17 protein-coding genes are annotated in these 18741 nt (G+C 40.6%); 5 read left to right on the top strand and 12 right to left on the bottom strand.

What is annotated here, in order from left to right; genetic code table 11:
- Nucleotides 1–36: 36 nt before the first annotated feature.
- The 6 genes from ACM44_RS02530 to ACM44_RS02505 are packed head-to-tail and all read right to left on the bottom strand — an operon-like array spanning nucleotide 37 to nucleotide 8523.
- Entirely contained in the window at nucleotides 37–1371 is a 1335-nt protein-coding gene (locus ACM44_RS02530; protein WP_048498532.1) for a hypothetical protein, read from the bottom strand.
- 13 nt (nucleotides 1372–1384) lie between these two features.
- On the bottom strand, nucleotides 1385–2101 hold the full coding sequence (locus ACM44_RS02525; protein WP_048498581.1) for a c-type cytochrome: 717 nt from the start codon (nucleotides 2099–2101) through the stop codon (nucleotides 1385–1387).
- 4 nt (nucleotides 2102–2105) lie between these two features.
- The gene (locus ACM44_RS02520; RefSeq protein WP_048498531.1) at nucleotides 2106–2627 is read right to left on the bottom strand and encodes a DUF3341 domain-containing protein; all 522 of its coding nucleotides are present in this window, start codon (nucleotides 2625–2627) and stop codon (nucleotides 2106–2108) included.
- Nucleotides 2614–4011, bottom strand: a complete 1398-nt coding sequence (nrfD, locus tag ACM44_RS02515; protein WP_048498530.1) for an NrfD/PsrC family molybdoenzyme membrane anchor subunit — start codon at nucleotides 4009–4011, stop codon at nucleotides 2614–2616. The genes ACM44_RS02520 and nrfD overlap by 14 nt, the downstream gene beginning before the upstream one ends.
- Nucleotides 4012–4029: 18 nt before the next feature.
- The gene (locus ACM44_RS02510) at nucleotides 4030–7134 is read right to left on the bottom strand and encodes a TAT-variant-translocated molybdopterin oxidoreductase (protein WP_048498529.1); all 3105 of its coding nucleotides are present in this window, start codon (nucleotides 7132–7134) and stop codon (nucleotides 4030–4032) included.
- A gap of 21 nt (nucleotides 7135–7155) precedes the next feature.
- Nucleotides 7156–8523, bottom strand: coding sequence for a c-type cytochrome (locus tag ACM44_RS02505; protein WP_048498528.1), 1368 nt, complete (start codon nucleotides 8521–8523; stop codon nucleotides 7156–7158).
- Between the two features lie 209 nt (nucleotides 8524–8732).
- Here ACM44_RS02505 and ACM44_RS02500 point away from each other — a divergent pair, with 209 nt between their 5' ends.
- Entirely contained in the window at nucleotides 8733–9263 is a 531-nt protein-coding gene (locus tag ACM44_RS02500) for an SPOR domain-containing protein (protein WP_048498580.1), read from the top strand.
- A gap of 68 nt (nucleotides 9264–9331) precedes the next feature.
- On the opposite strand, the gene ACM44_RS02495 is transcribed toward ACM44_RS02500, so the two are convergent.
- Together ACM44_RS02495 and ACM44_RS02490 are read right to left on the bottom strand one after the other, a co-directional pair.
- Nucleotides 9332–10021: a response regulator transcription factor gene (locus tag ACM44_RS02495; RefSeq protein ID WP_048498527.1), complete on the bottom strand. Its 690-nt coding sequence runs from the start codon at nucleotides 10019–10021 to the stop codon at nucleotides 9332–9334.
- A 107-nt stretch (nucleotides 10022–10128) separates the two neighbouring features.
- Nucleotides 10129–11676, bottom strand: coding sequence for a sensor histidine kinase (locus ACM44_RS02490; protein WP_048498526.1), 1548 nt, complete (start codon nucleotides 11674–11676; stop codon nucleotides 10129–10131).
- A gap of 185 nt (nucleotides 11677–11861) precedes the next feature.
- On the opposite strand from ACM44_RS02490, the gene ACM44_RS02485 reads away from it, so the two are divergent.
- On the top strand, nucleotides 11862–12350 hold the full coding sequence (locus tag ACM44_RS02485) for an SRPBCC family protein (RefSeq protein WP_048498525.1): 489 nt from the start codon (nucleotides 11862–11864) through the stop codon (nucleotides 12348–12350).
- Between the two features lie 2 nt (nucleotides 12351–12352).
- Here the strand turns inward: ACM44_RS02485 and ACM44_RS02480 are convergent, their stop codons facing one another.
- From ACM44_RS02480 to ACM44_RS02465, 4 genes are all read right to left on the bottom strand, one after another.
- On the bottom strand, nucleotides 12353–12694 hold the full coding sequence (locus ACM44_RS02480) for a hypothetical protein (protein ID WP_048498524.1): 342 nt from the start codon (nucleotides 12692–12694) through the stop codon (nucleotides 12353–12355).
- A 73-nt stretch (nucleotides 12695–12767) separates the two neighbouring features.
- On the bottom strand, nucleotides 12768–14810 hold the full coding sequence (locus ACM44_RS02475) for a S9 family peptidase (protein ID WP_048498523.1): 2043 nt from the start codon (nucleotides 14808–14810) through the stop codon (nucleotides 12768–12770).
- A 115-nt stretch (nucleotides 14811–14925) separates the two neighbouring features.
- A complete protein-coding gene (locus tag ACM44_RS02470; RefSeq protein ID WP_048498522.1) occupies nucleotides 14926–15666 on the bottom strand; it encodes a uroporphyrinogen-III synthase in 741 nt (246 codons plus the stop codon).
- A gap of 12 nt (nucleotides 15667–15678) precedes the next feature.
- On the bottom strand, nucleotides 15679–16320 hold the full coding sequence (locus tag ACM44_RS02465; RefSeq protein WP_221247303.1) for a DUF4271 domain-containing protein: 642 nt from the start codon (nucleotides 16318–16320) through the stop codon (nucleotides 15679–15681).
- A gap of 168 nt (nucleotides 16321–16488) precedes the next feature.
- Here ACM44_RS02465 and ACM44_RS02460 point away from each other — a divergent pair, with 168 nt between their 5' ends.
- The 3 genes from ACM44_RS02460 to tgt are packed head-to-tail and all read left to right on the top strand — an operon-like array spanning nucleotide 16489 to nucleotide 18708.
- A complete protein-coding gene (locus tag ACM44_RS02460; RefSeq protein ID WP_048498579.1) occupies nucleotides 16489–17205 on the top strand; it encodes a polyprenol monophosphomannose synthase in 717 nt (238 codons plus the stop codon).
- Nucleotides 17202–17570 carry a DUF4296 domain-containing protein gene (locus tag ACM44_RS02455; RefSeq protein ID WP_048498578.1) on the top strand — a complete coding sequence of 123 codons (369 nt, stop codon included), beginning with the start codon at nucleotides 17202–17204 and terminating at the stop codon, nucleotides 17568–17570. The genes ACM44_RS02460 and ACM44_RS02455 overlap by 4 nt, the downstream gene beginning before the upstream one ends.
- Nucleotides 17571–17574: 4 nt before the next feature.
- Complete coding sequence (tgt, locus tag ACM44_RS02450; protein ID WP_048498520.1) at nucleotides 17575–18708, top strand: tRNA guanosine(34) transglycosylase Tgt; 1134 nt, start codon at nucleotides 17575–17577, stop codon at nucleotides 18706–18708.
- Nucleotides 18709–18741: the final 33 nt, after the last annotated feature.

Raw genomic sequence — 18741 nt, 5'->3', positions numbered from 1 at the left:
ATTAACCGGAATTTTTCAATTTTTATATTTAAATCCTTAGAAAGGATATTCATAAATTTCAGATTCTTTCAGGAATGGGTTTCCTGTCGGGATCAATTTTGTTTTTGACAATGCAGTCATGACCACAAAGATGAACAAACCTACGAACAGCAATACCGCTCCCAAATTCAGCAATAGAACCTCCGGAGTTTTCCAGAAAGGACCAACTGTTCCTGGCATTACCATGTTGAAATGGTTTACCCAATGACCAAAAATCACTATTACAGCCATGGTGGTGACAACCTTGTAATTCCTCTTGATACTTGAACTTACCAAAACCAAAAGTGGAAGCAAGAATACGAAAATCAAAACCGGAAGGAAAGTCCAGCTGTAATACTCAAATCGACCGAAGAAATAGTTAACCTCTTCGGGAATGTTTGCATACCAATACAACATGAACTGTGCGAACCAGGTATAAGTCCAAAGCATACTTGTGGCGAAAAGGAAGACCCCTAAATCGTGCAAGTGGTTGTCATTGAACTGCGGCAGGAATCCGTTTTTCTTCAAATAAACACTGATGAGGATCATCACTGCGATTGAAGAAGCCAAAGCAGAAACCATCGCATACCAAATATACATGGTAGAATACCAGTGCGGGTCGATGGACATTAACCAATCCCACGCCCAAGCTGCAGAACAAAATCCAAAGAATACAATGTAACCCACGCTCCAACTGTAATAGCTCGCGTAGATTTTTCTGTCGCCCTTGTTATCGTCCACTTTTTTAGAAAGTGTCTTTAATTTCCATGCGAAGAAGGTTGCTCCGATTACGTAAAGAATAGTCCTGACAGCATAAAATGGAATATTCAAAAACTTTTTCTTTTCATATAGAATTGGGTCAAAGTTAGCATTGCCTTTTTCAGTTAAAGCCGGATCCATCCAATGGAATAGATGCCCTTGATGGGTAACATTGAGAACCATAAGGATAATCAAAGCCGCTCCCGCCCAAGGAATAAATGATGCGATTGCCTCCATTACTCTCAGAATAATGATTGGCCAACCTGCGTGTGCCGCATTTTGGATTGAGTAAAAGAAAAGCGCACAACAGCTCAATGCAAACAAAAATACCGCAATAGTGTGAACCGCTGCTAATGGCTGATTGTGAACTTGCATTTTGGCATGCTCCAAATGAGCAGCGTGATCTTGAGGACCTACCAATTCACTGGAATGAGTTGGAGCATTATGTCCGGTGGAATGAACCACCTCCATCATGTGCTCGATTCTTGCATCATCAATACTGTGATTCATGAAGTAACCAGCTCCAAAAAGGATTAATCCCAGAACGATAAATACGATTGAATATAATCTTAATTTCGGTGAAAAACTATACATTTCTTAATTCTTTTTATTTTTTAGGAGTGGTTGTTTCACTTGCTGCTGCCTTTGCATCCGCTGCTGGAGCTGGAGCGGCCGCAGTTGTTGCTGCTGGTGCTGTAGCATTTACTCCACCCTTGAAAGCGCTCATCACGTACATTGCTACTCTCCAGCGATCACCAGGTTTCAGTTGTCCTGCGTATGAGCCCATCGCATTTCTACCGTTTGTTAAAACATAATGCACGGAACCCACTGTAATTTGTCTATCTGCATATTTCGGAACTCCTGAATACGCTCCACTTACAACAATTGGTCCCTGTCCATCGCCACCTGTTCCGTGACAAGCTGCGCAAACCTGGTTGAAAAGTACTTTACCTCTTTCAATATCTTTCGCCTCATTCGCAGGGTCAAGCGGTGAAGAAGTTACGGCCTTTGACGCATCATATCCGGCGATATAGTCATCCGTCTTCATTGCAGTATTTGCTGCTTCATCGGCAACACCATCTCTATTTTGTGCAACAGTTCCATTAACTGGACTCAAACCAGTGGCCCCGTTTTGTTTTACAAAAAGTGGAATTTCGTTTTGATGTTTTGAGTAGGCATCTTCCGCCTTTTCCAATGGGTCGTAAGCTACCGGGAAATACATATCGGGGAAGTAAACCAATGGCGGATTCTGCTTACTGCATGAACTCAATGAAATTGCTGCAAAACCTAAGATAGCTGTAATTTTAAAAATATTCTTTGTCATTGTATTAAGCATCTTTTACAGTTATTTCTTCAACTCCCGTATCAACCAAAATTTGTTTGATGGCCTCCACATGTTCACTCTCAAATTCGATCATGAATTTGTCATCGGTAGTTCTTGGATCCGGATTTTGTGGCGGACATCCTGGATACATTTTGTTTCTTGCCAAAAAGGTAAGCGACATCATGTGTGCTGCACAAAATACCATCAATTCAAACATAGGAACCACGAAAGCAGGCATATTGTGTGCCCAGTCAAATGCCGGTTTCCCACCGATATTCATTGGCCAATCGTGATTCATGGTGTACCAGGTAACCAAAATTCCTATCGTAACTCCATATACTGCGTAAATAAAAGCAGCGTCAGAGATTCTTGTTTTTCTTAAACCCAAAGCTTTGTCAAGACCGTGAACCGGAAACGGAGTGTAAACTTCCGCAATTTTGATTCCTTTGTCATTACAAGCATGCACGCCGTTCAGTAAATCGTCGTCGTCGGCATAGATACCATATATTTTCTTAGTGGTGCTCATCTTCTTCCTTTGCTTTATAAGTTTCACCTGAAATTTTCAAAATAGTCTTCAATTCCGCCTGCGCAATTACAGGGAAAGTTCTTGCGTAAAGAAGGAATAACACGGAGAAGAATCCGATTGTTCCAAGGAATACGCCCACATCGATAATGGTTGGTTTAAACATCGTCCATCCGGAAGGCAAGTAATCTCTTGCAATGTTGATAACGATGATATCAAATCTTTCAAACCACATCCCGATATTGATGATCAATGCTACGATGAAAGTCCAGATAATGTTTGTTCTCAATTTTTTGAACCAGAATGACGCCGGAACCACCAAGTTACAGATAATCAACGACCAGAACGCCCACCAGTAAGGACCGGTTGCCGCACCTGGAGAAAGGTAAGTAAAGTCCTCAAATCGTGACCCGGAATACCAAGCGATAAAATATTCTGTGGCATAAGCTACAGTTACCATACCACCCGTCACAATGATAACGATGTTCATGATCTCGATGTGATACATGGTGATGTATTCTTCTAGGTGACAAACTTTTCTTGCAACCAACAAAAGCGTCTGTACCATAGCAAATCCAGAGAAAATCGCACCCGCAACGAAATATGGCGGATAGATGGTGGAGTGCCATCCTTTGATTACCGAAGTAGCAAAGTCAAAGGATACCGTGGTATGCACCGAGAATACTAGCGGAGTCGCCAAACCGGCCAACACGAGGGAAAGTTCCTCGAATCTTTGCCAGTGTTTCGCTTTTCCACCCCATCCAAAAGAAAGTAATGTGTAGATTCTTTTGGTCCAAGGTGTTTTTGCCCGGTCACGGATCATTGCAAAGTCCGGAATCAATCCCATAAACCAGAAAACGGTTGATACGGAGAAATAAGTCGAGATTGCAAATACGTCCCAAAGAAGTGGGGAGTTGAAGTTGGTCCAAAGGGAACCAAATTGGTTTGGCAAAGGAAAAACCCAATATCCTACCCAAACTCTACCCATGTGGATCACCGGGAAAATCGCTGCCTGCACCACCGCGAAGATCGTCATCGCTTCTGCAGAACGGTTCACCGACATTCTCCATCTTTGTCTAAATAACAATAGTACCGCGGAAATCAAGGTTCCAGCGTGACCAATACCTACCCACCAAACGAAGTTGGTAATATCCCATCCCCAGTTGTTAGTTCTATTAAGTCCCCATGCGCCAATTCCGGTTCCTATGGTGTAAGCAATACAGCCGAATCCATAAACGAAAAGCGTTAAAGCGATCCAAAATGAAACCCACCACAGTTTACCGGCTCTCTCCTCGATAGGTCTTGCGATATCTTCTGAAATATCATGATAAGTCTTATGACCAATAATTAAAGGTTCCCTTATCGGAGCTTCGTAATGTCCTGACATTTTTTACCTATTTATTATTTAAACGTTATTTTCTTTTCTGTTTCTTACTTTGGTGTGGTAGAAAACGTTTGGTTTTGTACCGATTTCCTCAAGCAAGGTATATCTTCTGTTGCTACCGAAAAGCGAACGAACTTTTGATGATTTATCATTCATATCACCAAACTGCATCGCTCCAGTAGAACAAGCATTCACACAAGCAGTGGAGAATTCACCGTCTTTTACAACTCTTCCTTCTTTTTTGGCTTCCAGGATGACGTTCTGTGTCATTTGGATACACATTGAACATTTCTCCATAACCCCTCTTGTTCTTACCACTACATCCGGATTCAGAACCATTCTTCCCAAATCATTATTTTGGTTATAGTCGAATTTGTCATTAAGGTTATAGGTAAACCAGTTGAATCTTCTTACTTTGTACGGACAGTTGTTTGCACAATATCTTGTACCGATACATCTGTTGTAAGCCATTTGGTTTTGGCCTTGTTTTCCGTGCGAAGTTGCAGCAACAGGACAAACTGTTTCACAAGGTGCGTGGTTACAGTGTTGGCACATCACCGGTTGGAAAATCACATCCGGATTATCTGAAGGATGGTTCAAGATACCGCTCTCTTTGTCCAAGAAATGTCCATACATTCCCGGAACATCCAGACCTGCATCCACAGCTTCTTCCTGAGAAAGTTTGCCGTCTTTGTTGGTATCCATTCCTTCTGGAATATCGGTGGTGTAGTACCTGTCAATTCTCAGCCAGAACATGTCTCGGGACATTCTCACCTCGGCTTTACCCACAACTGGAACGTTGTTTTCTGCCTGACAAGCAATCACACAAGCTCCACATCCTGTACAGGAGTTCAAGTCGATGGATAAGTTAAAGTGTGGTCCGTCTGTATCGTCAAAAGCATCCCAAAGGTCCACTTTTCCCGCTGGCAAAGCTCCACCGATGGTGTGGTACTCCAAAGGTTTGTTCCAACCCAGTTTCTCGTCGTCAAACTTTACGTTAAGGAAAGTATCCAATGGAACTTCTCTTGCGATTTCGTAACGACCCATCAATGTATTTTGAAGCTGTATCCCTGCAAACTCATGCATGTCTCCAGTCTTCTCGATAGTAACTCCTGAAAGAACAGTGTTTGAACCATCAAATAATGGGAATGCGTTAACTCCAGTATCAGCGACTTTTCCAGAATTCTTTTTTCCATATCCCAAAGCAAGTCCCACAGAACCGTCGGCTTGTCCGGGTTGAACAAAAACAGGTACATCCTTAATGGTCACCCCATTTGCAGTAAGGTTTACTTTAGAACCGTCCAGCTGCATTCTTCCGTTCAATGAATTCTTGATTCCTAGTTTTTTGGCATCATTTGGCGACATCGTCAAATAATTGTCCCAAGTCATTCTGGAAATCGGATCCGGCAACTCCTGTAACCAAGGGTTATTTGCCTGAGTTCCATCACCCATTGCGGTTTTGGTGTACAATTGCAATTCCAAATCAGACGCTTTGAAAGCTCCCAATTCACTTGCCGCTTGCGCTCCATTTCCACCGGTATATGAAAGCGTTGCCGTATTTCCACCATCCAAAACACCATTATATAATGCCTTGTTGAAAGGAGTTCCACCAATTAAGGTGGCAGCATTTGCTTTTAAATAGTCATAATAATTATTCGCCGGATTGTTTTTTCCATTCATCCAAACCAAAAGCGATTCTTCAATCTGTCTTGACTTGTAAATCTTTTGGATGGTCGGCTGCATCAAAGTATAAACTCCGGTTTGAGGCGTCATATCTCCCCAAGATTCCAACCAGTTTGCAACCGGGATCACTGCTTTCGCAGCTTTGTACATCTCGTTTTTCTTGTCAGCGATCGCGATGACGCAATTTACTTTCGCAACGGCTTTTTTAAAATCTTCCGCCTTGTTGCTGGAATACATTGGATTCACGTTGTTTGCGATTAAGACGCCAACAGTTCCTGAATTCATCCAGCCTAAAAACTCCTGGTATTTAGCCCCATCAAATTCCTTCAAAAGATTTGCTTTTCCTGTGAAAGCGGTGGATCCCAATTTCTGGTTGATCAAGTGTGCCAAAACATAAGCACTTTTGGAACCGTCTGCAAAAACCACTGCATTGGATCCTTTTGCCTGAAGTTCTTTTACGATTTCTCCTGCTTCCTTGCTTACTGAACCACCATTCAGACCGTTGTAAACCTCCACCAAAACTTTGTTTACAGCACTTGGCTTCAATTGGATTCTGGTATCTGCATTGGCTCCGGTCAAAGACATATTGGATTCAATCTGAATGTGTCTCAACATATTCGCACCAGGAATTCTAGCGGCCGCGTAAGAGGTTTCGAGTGAACCACCATTATAATCGCCCAAGAAATCTGCATTGAATGAAACCACCAATTGGGTTTTAGACAAGTCATAAACTGGCAAATGTCTCTGTCCGAAAACTTCCTGAGCTGCATCTAATGCCGCTGCGTAAGGGAAAGCATCATAAGTTACGAGTTCTGCCGTTGGATATTTTGTTTTGAAATCTTCAAATAACTTTTTGAAGGTTGGAGAAGCGAAAGAGTGCGAAAGCAAAACAATCTTTTTACCCATCGCAGCAGAATCAGACAATTCTTTCAGGATGAAATCATCAACTTTATCGAAAGTCTCGTCTTTTCCATTCAATTTTGGTTGCTTGATCTTGTCATTATCATAAAGAGAAAGCAACGAAGCCTGAGCTCTCGCATTGGTTTTACCTAGAGATTTCGCCATAGGATTCGGCTCAATCTTAATTGGTCTTCCCTCTCTGGTTTTCACCAATACGCTTGCAAAATCAAACCCGTCAAAATAGGTTGAAGCGTAATAGTTAGGGACTCCCGGAATAATTTCGTGCGGTTTCACCACATACGGAATTGTTTTAATCACCGGCGCTTCACAAGCTGCCAAAGTTACCGCCGCAGTGGAAAATCCTAAAAGTTTCAGGAAGTCTCTGCGGGAGGTTCCTGATTTTTCGGAATCATTAGATTTTAGTTCTCCTGTTTTTTCATCCACGGGAATTTCCTCGAGGAATTCTTTTTGGGCCAACCTTGTTGTCAAAGTTGGATCTTGCAACTCGTGGATACTTCTGAATTTTATTTTATTTGAAGCCATTGATACTTCTAATTTTTAATATTAATAATGACATTTACCACATTCAAGACCTCCAATGGCATCTACGGTGATTTTTCCTTCAGTTTGAGGATATTGCTTTTTCAGCTTATCGTGTAGATTTTTGAAGTATTCTTTATTATAACCATTGTTCATATCAACCTCCGTTGTTCTGTGACATTCGATACACCATCCCATGGTAAAATCATTTGCCATCTGCACCACATTCATGGTATCTACCTGTCCGTGACAAGCTTTACAAACCACGTCGATTTTCGCGTCTGGATTTTTCTTGTTGAAAGAGTTGATGATGGCCTGTTCACCGGCAACTACGTGCTGCGAGTGGTTAAAGTAAACAAAGTCCGGCATGTTGTGGATCCTCACCCATTCTACCGGATTGGTTTTTCCGGTATATTGCTGTTTTCCGGCATCCCACCCTGTTGCAGCGTAGATTTTTTGGATTTCTGCATCATAGAAAGCTTTATCCTTTCCTGGCTCAAAATATTTACCTTGATATTCGGAGATGTTTCTGTGGCAGTTCATACAAACGTTCATCGAAGGGATTTCAGAAACCTTTCCGTATTTCGCGCTGGAGTGGCACATCTGGCAGTCAATCTTATTGATTCCTGCGTGGATTTTGTGGGAAAAATAAATTGGCTGTTCTGGTTTGTAACCTTTGTAAACACCGATCCACATCAACCAGTTCCAAATTCCATAAGCGGCAAAAATGGCAAGAAGGGTTAAAATTCCTTTTCCTACGTAACTGTATTTCTTGTAAAGATCACTGAAAGAAGTTGCTCTGGTAGCATTCAGCCCCTCAAGCTCTTCAGTTTGCTGTAGCTTAACCAACTGGCGAAGCCTAACGAGTAACCATATAAGTAATCCGCAGATGGCAAGAAGCGAAATGATGATGACTTTTCCGTTCATCGAGTCTCTTTTCGCCTGCTCCATAGCTGTGAAAGAGTTCGCATCTGTTGCGGCAGCTGCATCCGCTGCGGGTTCTGCTGGTTTTGGAGGATTGCTGGTGTATTCCAGAATATCGGTGATGTCCTGCTCTGAAAGATTCGGAAACGGGGTCATCTCCACCTTGTTGAACTTCTCGAAGATTTCGTTCGCGTATTTGTCGCCCGATGCGCGAAGCGCCTTATTGTCTTTAATCCACTTGTGCAGCCAGTCTGTATCCAGATTCTGCTCGGTCTTTACTTTTTCAACTATTCCGCCGAGAGCAGGCCCCACAAGCTGTTTGTCTAATGCGTGACACGCTGTACAGTTTGCCTTAAAAAGCTTCTCACCGTTTGCCGCATCTCCTTGAGCGTAAATAGAAGCACTGGTTGATAACAATAATCCAATCGCGACCAGACCTTTTTTGTAATGCTTTCTCCAACTAATCATTTATAAAATCTTGGGTTGTTAAAATGTCTTGAGTTTACTTTTCAATTTGGCAAAAATAAGACTTTTAACACATAATTAACAGAAGATACGGGAGCATTTCGATTTTTCACATAATTTGTAACTATTCTAAATAACACCTTTTAATGGTTCTAAATAAAGGCGCTTGGCATAATTTTTATTTCACTAAATTTGCCCAAAATAGAATTTTGATGAGAAGTTTCACAAAAATTATTGCCCTCTTATCGCTGTTTTCTTTAAACTTGATTGAAGCTCAACAAGTTGTAAAAAAAGACACCATTTCAGGAACGCCTTTGACCATCTCGATGGATAAAAGAATCGACGATATGTTGGTCAACCAAGAGGAGAAATGCCTCACTTCGAATACCAAAAACGTCTCCTCTTCAGAAGATGACAGCCATAACATTCCGAAAATAGCCGTTCCGGAAAGAGAATTGTCACAAGCTGAGATTTGCCGGAAAAACCCCAGAATCATGGGCTACAAAATCCAACTGGCGGTAGTGAAAAGCAATGAGGAAGCCAGAGAAGTGGGAACGTATTTCAGAAGACGTTTTCCCAATATGAAAGTGGAAATAGACGCATCGCTGAGACCCAACTACAAAGTGATGGCGGGAAGCTACCTCAGCAAACAAAGCGCCGCATCTGATTTGGCCAGCATCAAAAAATATTTCGAGAACGCAGTAGCGATCCAGTACCGCGTTTTCTGTGTGGAAGCAAAATAATCAGGTAAAAGACCAAGAAAAAAGTTCGGAAAAATTTCCGAACTTTTTTTAATTAAGACCTTTCTCCCCTAAGAATTTTTGACCAAAAGTCTAAATCCTTCACCGTGCACATTGATGATTTCAATACCATCATCTTCTTTCAAGAGTTTTCGGAGTTTCGCGATATAAACATCCATACTTCGTGCAGTGAAATAGTTTTCCTTTTTCCAGATTTTTCTCAAAGCCAAATCTCTCGGCATAAAGTCGTTTCTGTGCAGGCAAAGCAATTTCAGCAGTTCATTCTCTTTAGGTGAAAGTTTGTATTCATTGTCATTTACCCGGAGCTGTCTCAGCATAGAGTCGAAGAAAATGTTGCTGATTTTGAACTGTTCCTGTTCGTCATCTTCCAACACGGCGCTTCTCTGCAGGATTGCCTTGATTTTGTAAAGCAATAATTCCGTGTCAAACGGTTTCGTGATGTAGTCATCAGCACCGAGTTGGTAGCCTTTCAAAATATCTTCGCGCATATTTCTTGCGGTGAGGAAGATGATCGGCGTATTCTTGTCGATTCTTTTCACTTCTTCCGCCAAAGTGAATCCGTCTTTTTTGGGCATCATCACATCGAAAATACAGATGTCAAATTCATTTTCTGTAAATTCTTTCAATCCCTGTTCGCCGTCTGTAGCGAGGGTAACCTCAAAATTATTGATGGTCAGGTAATCTTTCAATACCGCACCAAAACTTTGGTCGTCTTCTACTAATAAGATTCTGTTGCTCATATCTTTAATATTTTGTTTAATGTTTCTTTTGTTTCAGGTTTCATGTTAAAGGCCTGTCTTCGCAGAGGCAGATTGCCATTTTCAAAATTAACCCAAACCCATTTATTTTAGCTCATCGGCAGTTTCACCGTAAATGTACTTCCCTTTCCTTTTGTCGATTCCACCAAAATTTGCCCTTTGTGCAGCTCAATGATTTTCTTCACATAAGACAAACCAAGTCCCTGTCCTTTGACATTATGAATATTTCCGGTTTCCTCCCGGAAGAACTTTTCAAAAATCTTCCCGGTATTTTGCATATCCATTCCCATTCCCTTATCAGAAATTTCAATGACGTACCAATTTCCTTCATTTCTTGTTCTCACAGTGATCGCAGGATTTTCCGGCGAATATTTGTTCGCGTTATCCAGCAGGTTCACCAAGGCGTTCGAAAAATGGAACTCATCGATTTTGAATACATATTTTTCGGTATTGAATTCCTGAGTCAATGTTCCGTTTCGCTGCGCCACAATCAAACCGAAAGATTCCGTTATTTTCTTGATCAATGATCGAACGTCTGTTTCTTTAAGGAAAAGCTGCACTTCATTTCTTTCCAGTTTCGACATGTTCAGCACATTTTCCACCTGTTTTTTCATGCGCAGGTTTTCCTGCTTGATGAGTTGTGAATAGTATTTCACTTTCTCGGGATTCGTCGCTATTTTATCATTGCTCAAGGAGTCGGTCGCCACAGAAATAGTTGCCAGCGGAGTTTTGAACTCATGCGACATATTATTGATAAAGTCTGTTTTGATATCCGAGATCTTTTTCTGCCGCATCATATAGTTGATGGAAATGATGTAGATCCCCAAAATCGTGAGCAATGACATAAAAGTTCCGAGAAGCATGGGCAAATTGTTTTTTGCCAAAGAGTAATCTTTTCTTGGAAAAACCAGAGCCAGCGTATAAAGTGTCTCATCTTTGCTGTCAGTGAAAAGCGGATAGGTGTAATTGATTTTGTCTTTTTCGTCGTTATAAATTTTGTTGGCTACTTTGGTAATCTTGTTGTGCTTATCGATTACCGCAAAACCGAATTTGGTATCCAAACCGCTTAATTTCAATTCTTTGGCGACCACCGAATCCACTGTTTTTTCGTCCACCCTTTTTTCAATCGGCAGGTTAGATGCGCTCAGTTTCGCAAATTCCCGCAAAGCATAGGTGTTATTGCTGATATCTTTACTCAATTGCGAAGTCAGCGGTTCGGAGTTGCTTTCTTTTTTGATTTTCAGAATTCCCTCATCGGTGTAGAGTTTGGTAAGTTTCAAACTGTCCCCTTTTTGCGAAATCGGGATATTTTGATTTTCAACAATACTTTTTTGAAAAGTGATCGTGGAACGATTTGCTGAATCTGAATTCTGCTGGATGTAAAACTGCGTTGGTTGCGCATTGTTCCCCGCGATCACATTTTTTCCGAAGTTCTTATATTCCTGGTTAAGGTATTTATCCACTTCCAGTTGTGAAATCTTCATGGCAGAAGATTCCATTGCAGAATACACTTTGTTGGAGAAATCCTGATTCAATGCGGAATACAGCTCCTTAATCCAATAAAGCTGCAACGTGACGAAAACAATCATAGAAATTGTCATCAACACAGAAATAAAAGGAATGAACTTATTATTCAACTGGTTTTAATTTGAATTGTTAAAATTAATGGTTTTAAGAATAACATAACAAAAAATATGCTAAAATATTATGTAAAAACTCTTAAAACATATTTTTTTAACAATTTTTCTTGAAATCATGCGCTATTTGTTTTTAAATCAGCCGTTTAAAAAATATTGATTTAAATTTGTTTAAAATTAAAAATATGAATTCTCCGATCATTTTTTCAAAAGACGAAGACCAACTTTCATTATACATCATGAAAATCTACCCCTCTGATGTTTCGGAAATCTGGAACAACTACACTCGTCCAGAACTGATCGACCAATGGTGGGCTCCGAAACCCTGGAAATGTGAAACCAAAAACATGGATTTCAGGGAAGGCGGAAAATGGAATTATGCGATGGTGAGTCCGGAAAACGAGAAACAGTTCGCTGGAATGGTGTACCAGGAAATCAAAAACCACAGAAGCATCGCCGTCTCTGATTTTTTCACAGATGAAAACGGAAACGTAAATACGGACCTTCCCACTTTGAATTGGCTGATTGGCTTCACCGGGATTGAACAAGGCACCAAACTGACCTTCAATATCTATTTCAATTCGCTGGAAGACCTGAACAAAATCCTGGAAATGGGTTTCCGAACCGGTTTTGAAATGCAGCTGAACCAGCTGGAGGAAATTATTGCCAAATAGAATTAAAAAAGCCCTTCATCCATAAAATACTGGATTACCGCCTTTTTCATCAGAATCTGCTGTTCATTCGGTTTCAGTTCCGGCAAATCTTCCAGCACTTCAAAATGCGGATAGCCATCATCGTCGTAATGCGTGAACTTAAAATAACCAAAAGGTTCCAGCAATCTGCAAACCGCAATATGCAGGATATTCAACTTGTCGTCTTTGGTATATTTCTGTTTTCCGCTTCCCAATTCCTGAACACCGATTAGGAATAAAATCGTGTCTATTTGCGGATGCTTGTCGGTATCGAAATTTTCAGAGAAAAATTTTTCAACCTTGCTCCATAATTCTGTTTCTGTCATATTTATTTAAGGTCACGAATGCACAAATTTATCAACTATAAAGAAAGTTATTTGTGCATCAGTGGCTATTTATTTAAATTATTTTTTCCAGTTTCATCAAAAACGCATATTCCAAAGCATCCTCTTTCAAACTTTCAAATCTTCCGCTCGCGCCGCCGTGACCGGAACTCATGTCGGTTTTGAAAAGTAAAATGTTGGAGTCCGTTTTCAATTCCCGAAGTTTTGCCGTCCATTTTGCGGGTTCCCAATACTGAACCTGCGAATCATGCAATCCGGTAGTTATCAGCATATTCGGATAATCCTTCGCTTCCACATTGTCATATGGGGAATACGATTTCATGTAATCGTAATATTTTTTCTTTTTCGGATTTCCCCATTCGTCGAATTCTCCCGTGGTTAAAGGGATTTCTTCGTCCAACATCGTGGTCACCACATCTACAAAGGGAACTTGTGCCACTATTCCGTTGAAAAGATTTGGTTCATAATTAACCACAGCTCCAACTAAAAGTCCACCTGCGGAACCTCCCATGGCATAAAGATGTTTCGGCGAGGTATAATTTTCGTCCACCAAAAACTTCGCAGCATCGATGAAATCGAAAAAGGTATTTTTCTTGTGGAGCAACTTTCCGTCTTCGTACCATTCCCTCCCCAAATATTCTCCGCCACGGATATGTGCAATCGCGTAAATAAAACCCCTGTCCAAAATCGACAGTCGCACATTTGAAAAACTCGCATCCACAGTATGTCCGTAACTTCCGTACCCATAAAGCAAAAGTGGAGTTTCATCAGATTTCCGGGTGTCTTTATGATAAACCAAAGAAATCGGAACTTTCTTTCCGTCTCTCGCTTTTGCCCAAATTCTTTCGGAAATATAGTTTTCTGCAAAAAATTTCCCACCCAAAACTTCCTGCTGTTTCAGAAGTTTGGTGGTTTTCTGCTTCATATCATATTCAAAGGTAGAACTTGGTTTGGTCAAAGAAGTGTATCCATACCGCAATTTTTCGGTATCGAATTCCAGATTCAATCCGATGTAAGCCGTGTAAGTAGGATCAGAAAACGGAAGGTAATGCGATGTATTATTTTTATGGTCAATGATTTTGATCTGAAGAAGACCTTCTCTTCTTTCTTCCAGAACCAAATAATTTTTAAAGATTTCAAAACCTTCCAGGAGCACCTCTTTTTGGTGCGGAATCACATCTTTCCAGTTTTCGATTCCGGGATTTGATACTTTTGTTTTCACGATTTTGAAGTTGGTCGCTTTATCCGCATTGGTGATGATATAGAACTCGTCCTCAAAATGCTCCACCGAATATTCCAAATCCTTGGTTCGCGGCTGCACGATTTTCCATTCCGCCAAAACATTTTCTGAAGGAATAAACCGCTGCTCGTCCGAAACCGTGCTGGAACTTGAAATAAATATATATTCCAGTGATTTTGACTTAAAGACATTCACATCAAAAGTGTCGTCTTCTTCATGAAAAACCAAGACATCCTGCGAGGAATCGGTTCCCAGTTCGTGCATATAAACCTGGAAGGCACGCAGATTTTTATCTTTTCTAATGTAGAAAATATGTCGGTTGTCATTGGCCCAAACTGCTTTTCCGGTGGTATTTGCGATTTGGTCCTGAAGGATTTCTCCGGTTTCCAGATTTTTAAACTGAATGGTATAGATCCTTCTTCCCATATTGTCGCTGGAAAAGGTCATCAGTTTGTTGTCCATAGAAACGGCCACACTTCCGACTTCGAAAAACTTTTGTCCTTCAGCCAAAATATTGACATCTAGCAAAATTTCCTCTTCATTTTCTAAGGTTTCAAACTTTCTACTGAAAACAGGATATTCTTTCCCTATTTCAAACCTCACGATGTACCAATACTTGTTGAAAAAATACGGCAAAGATTGGTCATCTTCCTTGTATCTGGACTTCATTTCGTCAAAAAGTTCCTGCTGAAAACTTTCGGTATCCTTCATCATGAAATCGCAATATGCATTTTCTTCCTCCAAATATTTGGTGACTTCGGGGTTTTCCCTTTCATTCATCCAGAAATAGTTGTCGGTGCGCCGGTCACCGTGGATTTCAAGAATTTTCTCTATTTTTTTTGCTTTTGGAGCGTTCATGGGATTATTTGATTATTCTTTTGAGATAAAATCGGGTAAAGTTAACATTTAATTAAAATAAAAAACCGTTCTTCAAATTGAAAAAACGGTTTTCAGTTTATTTTTTTGGAAGAAACTACTTGTTCATGTTTCTGACGTATTTCTCAATTGCCATCGTCATTGAGGGAGTTTCTTTTGTGGGAGCCATCACATCCACCCTTAAACCTGCGTCTTTTGCAGCCTGTTCGGTTGTTGCACCAAAAACCGCAATTTTGGTGTCATTTTGTTTAAAATCCTTGAAGTTTTCACCCAATGAACTAATTCCTTGTCGCGAAAAGAAAACCAGCATGTCGTAATCAGAGATTTTGATATCGCTCAAATCGCTGCTTACAGTTCTGTACATCGTGGCTTTAGTCCATTCAATCGGGGAAGCTTCCAATACTTTCACAATGTCTGCACTTAAAGTATCTGATGCGGGAATTACATATTTTTCATTCGGGAATTTCTTGAAAAGCGGCATCATATCGGCGAAAGTCTTTTCGCCAAACGCGATCTTTCTTTTTCTGTAGATGATGTGCTTCTGCAGATAATTTGCAATCGCTTCAGACTGGCAAAGATATCTCATGGAATCCGGCACCGCGAAACGCATTTCCTCCGCTAAACGGAAATAGTGATCTACTGCATTTTTGCTGGTCAGAATCACACCTGTAAATTGGGAAAGGTCGATTTTTTGGGTTCGAAGTTCTTTCGCATCCACTCCTTCCACATGAATAAAAGGCCTGAAATCAATCTTGATTTTTTCCTTTTTGGCCATTTCTAGATAGGGCGAAGTTTCACTTGGAGCAGGTTGAGAAACCAGTATAGATTTAATTTTCATCATCAAACTCAATTAAAAGAATAAGATTTTCCATAACACCAATACAGGTGTGATTTGGAGGGTGCAAATATACAAAATTTTATAATACCACTTTTGAGGCAATATGTCGTTTCTATGGAAGAAATAGAATATCAGCTTAAAGCCGAACAGCAATAGAAACCCGCCCACAAGCATATCGAAAGCCACTGATAATGCTATGTCATAAAAATATTTCACCACACATGCCACCATTAAAATAATAGAAAAAACAAAATAAATCTTGGAAGCCGCGAAATAGAAAACTTTCCATTTTTTGCTGTTACCGGTTCCTGCATAATAAAGGTAGCTCAGGATATTTTTACTGAAATAAATTCCAGAAACCGATAAAAAGGTGAATCCGAATTTATTCAATTCATAACCCATGATTTGGACTTCCGAAATCTTTCGAGGCACTATCGGAATAAACTGCGAAACCAAGGTTGAAAAGAGCAGTACAAATACAAAACTAATGATCACCCAACTTGGGAAATTATTGGAGGAATCAGGGAATTTCTGCAGCAAAAACTCTCTCACAGAAGATTCACGCTGCAAAGAAAGCAGCATGAAAATATAAAGAAAAATAGAGCCGACCAAAATGAAAACCACCCAGTCGTTTTGCTGTGCAATCCGGACCAATTTGTAATTTTCTGCAAAAGTAAGATTAATTTGGCGAATGTCAATTGCCTCGCTACATCGACCGGAATGACTTTTGGCGAATTACGAATACTTTTTGGCGTTTGGCATTATGTTTTCAGCAATCAGCCCAAAGCCAAAAAAGATTATCTTTGCAACTTAATTTCGCGCGTGAAGAAACTCGTCATCATTCCGACCTACAATGAAAAGGAAAATATTGAAAATATTATTTCCGCAGTGTTCGCATTGAAGGAGGATTTCCATATTTTAGTAGTGGATGATTCTTCTCCGGACGGAACCAGTGAAATCGTGAAAAAGCTTCAGCGAATTTATCCGGACGAACTTTTCCTGACGGTGCGAAAAACAAAAGACGGATTGGGAAAAGCTTATCTCCACGGTTTCAAATGGTCTTTAGAAAACGGCTACGACTATATTTTCGAAATGGATGCAGATTTCTCGCACAACCCAAAAGACCTGAGCCGACTTTTTGAAGCCTGCAAAAATGCCGACATGAGCATCGGCTCCAGATATTCCAAAGGAGTAAACGTTGTGAATTGGCCGATGGGACGGGTTTTGCTTTCCTACTGTGCATCGATTTACACCAGAACCATTTTGGGATTTCCGATACAGGATACCACTGCAGGATTCGTATGTTTTTCAAGAAAAGTCTTGGAAGAAATCGGTTTGGACAAAATCAAACTGAAAGGTTACGGTTTCCAAATCGAGATGAAATTCCGAGCCTTTAAAAAAGGGTTCAAAATCGTGGAAGTCCCGATTATTTTCACCAACCGCGAACTGGGCGAAAGCAAAATGAACGGCGGGATTATTCACGAAGCCGTTTTCGGAGTTTTAAGGCTAAAATGGAAATCGCTGATCGGAAAATTATGAAGAAGCTTCTTTTTGTTTGCATTTCTTTTTTAATGGTGAATTGTTCGCATTTGATTGACGAGCCGAAAAACCTCATTCCAAAAGACCAAATGTCCGAAATCATCGCCGAGTTTGCCATGAATGACCAACTCAGGATAATAGACCCGGAAGCCAACCTGGAAAATGCAACCCGCTATACCTTGAATAAATACCATGTCAAGGGAAACCAATTCACAGAAAGTTATAAGTTCTATATCGCGACCGGAAAACTAGAGAAAATTTTGGATAATGCCCAGAAAATAATCCTGGAGAAACATCCGGAAGCAAAATCCTATATCGACCAAAAAATCAAAGAAAACCCAAACGTACCCGCATTTGCCAGATAAAAATATGTCCCCATTTTTCAAAATCAATAAAACATCTACCGGAAAAGCCAGAGCAGGAACCATTTCCACCGACCACGGAACCATTCAAACACCGATCTTCATGCCGGTGGGAACAGTGGCCTCGGTGAAAACCGTGCACCAGCACGAGCTTAAAGAAGATATCAAAGCACAGATTATTTTAGGAAACACTTACCATCTTTATCTTCGTCCGAAAATGGAGATTATGCAGCAAGCGGGCGGACTCCACAAGTTCATGAACTGGGATTTGCCCATACTTACGGATTCCGGTGGTTATCAGGTTTTTTCCCTTTCTGCCAGTAGAAAAATGAGCGAAGAAGGTGTGAAATTCAAATCTCATATTGACGGAAGCTACCATTTTATTTCACCCGAAAAATCAATGGAAATCCAGCGGCAAATCGGGGGCGATATTTTCATGGCTTTTGATGAATGTACTCCATATCCTTGCGAATACAACCTGGCGAAAACCTCCATGGAAATGACCCATCGCTGGTTAAAAAGATGTATTGACTGGACGAATGAAAATCAGGAAATCTACGGACACCAACAGCGGCTTTTCCCAATTGTTCAGGGCTCTACCTACTCTGATTTAAGGAAAATCTCTGCAGAATTTATCTCCGAACAAAATGCTGAAGGAAACGCTATTGGCGGTCTTTCCGTGGGAGAACCCGAAGAAGAAATGTACCGGATCACCAATGAAGTTACAGATATTTTGCCAAAAGATAAACCAAGATACCTGATGGGAGTCGGAACTCCGTGGAATATTCTGGAGTCTATCGGCTTGGGAATCGATATGATGGACTGCGTGATGCCGACAAGAAACGCCAGAAACGCGATGCTTTTCACCTGGAACGGTGTGATGAACATGAAAAACGAAAAATGGAAAAACGATTTTTCACCGCTGGATGAATTCGGGACAAGCTATGTGGACCGAGAATATTCAAAGGCGTATGTTCGGCATTTATTCGTTTCAAAAGAATATTTGGCGAAACAGATTGCATCTATTCACAACCTGGCCTTTTATTTGGATTTGGTCAAAGTCGCCAGAGAACATATTTTTGCAGGTGATTTCTATGAATGGAAAGATTCCGTGGTTCCGGTTTTAAAACAAAGATTGTAAAGGGGGAAGAAGATTGCCTCACCAAAAAAATCA

The sequence above is a fragment of the Chryseobacterium koreense CCUG 49689 genome (assembly GCF_001045435.1).
Lineage (GTDB): Bacteria > Bacteroidota > Bacteroidia > Flavobacteriales > Weeksellaceae > Kaistella > Kaistella koreensis.
Note: the sequence above shows the minus strand (reverse complement) of the source record. Positions and strands in the feature narration are given on the sequence as shown.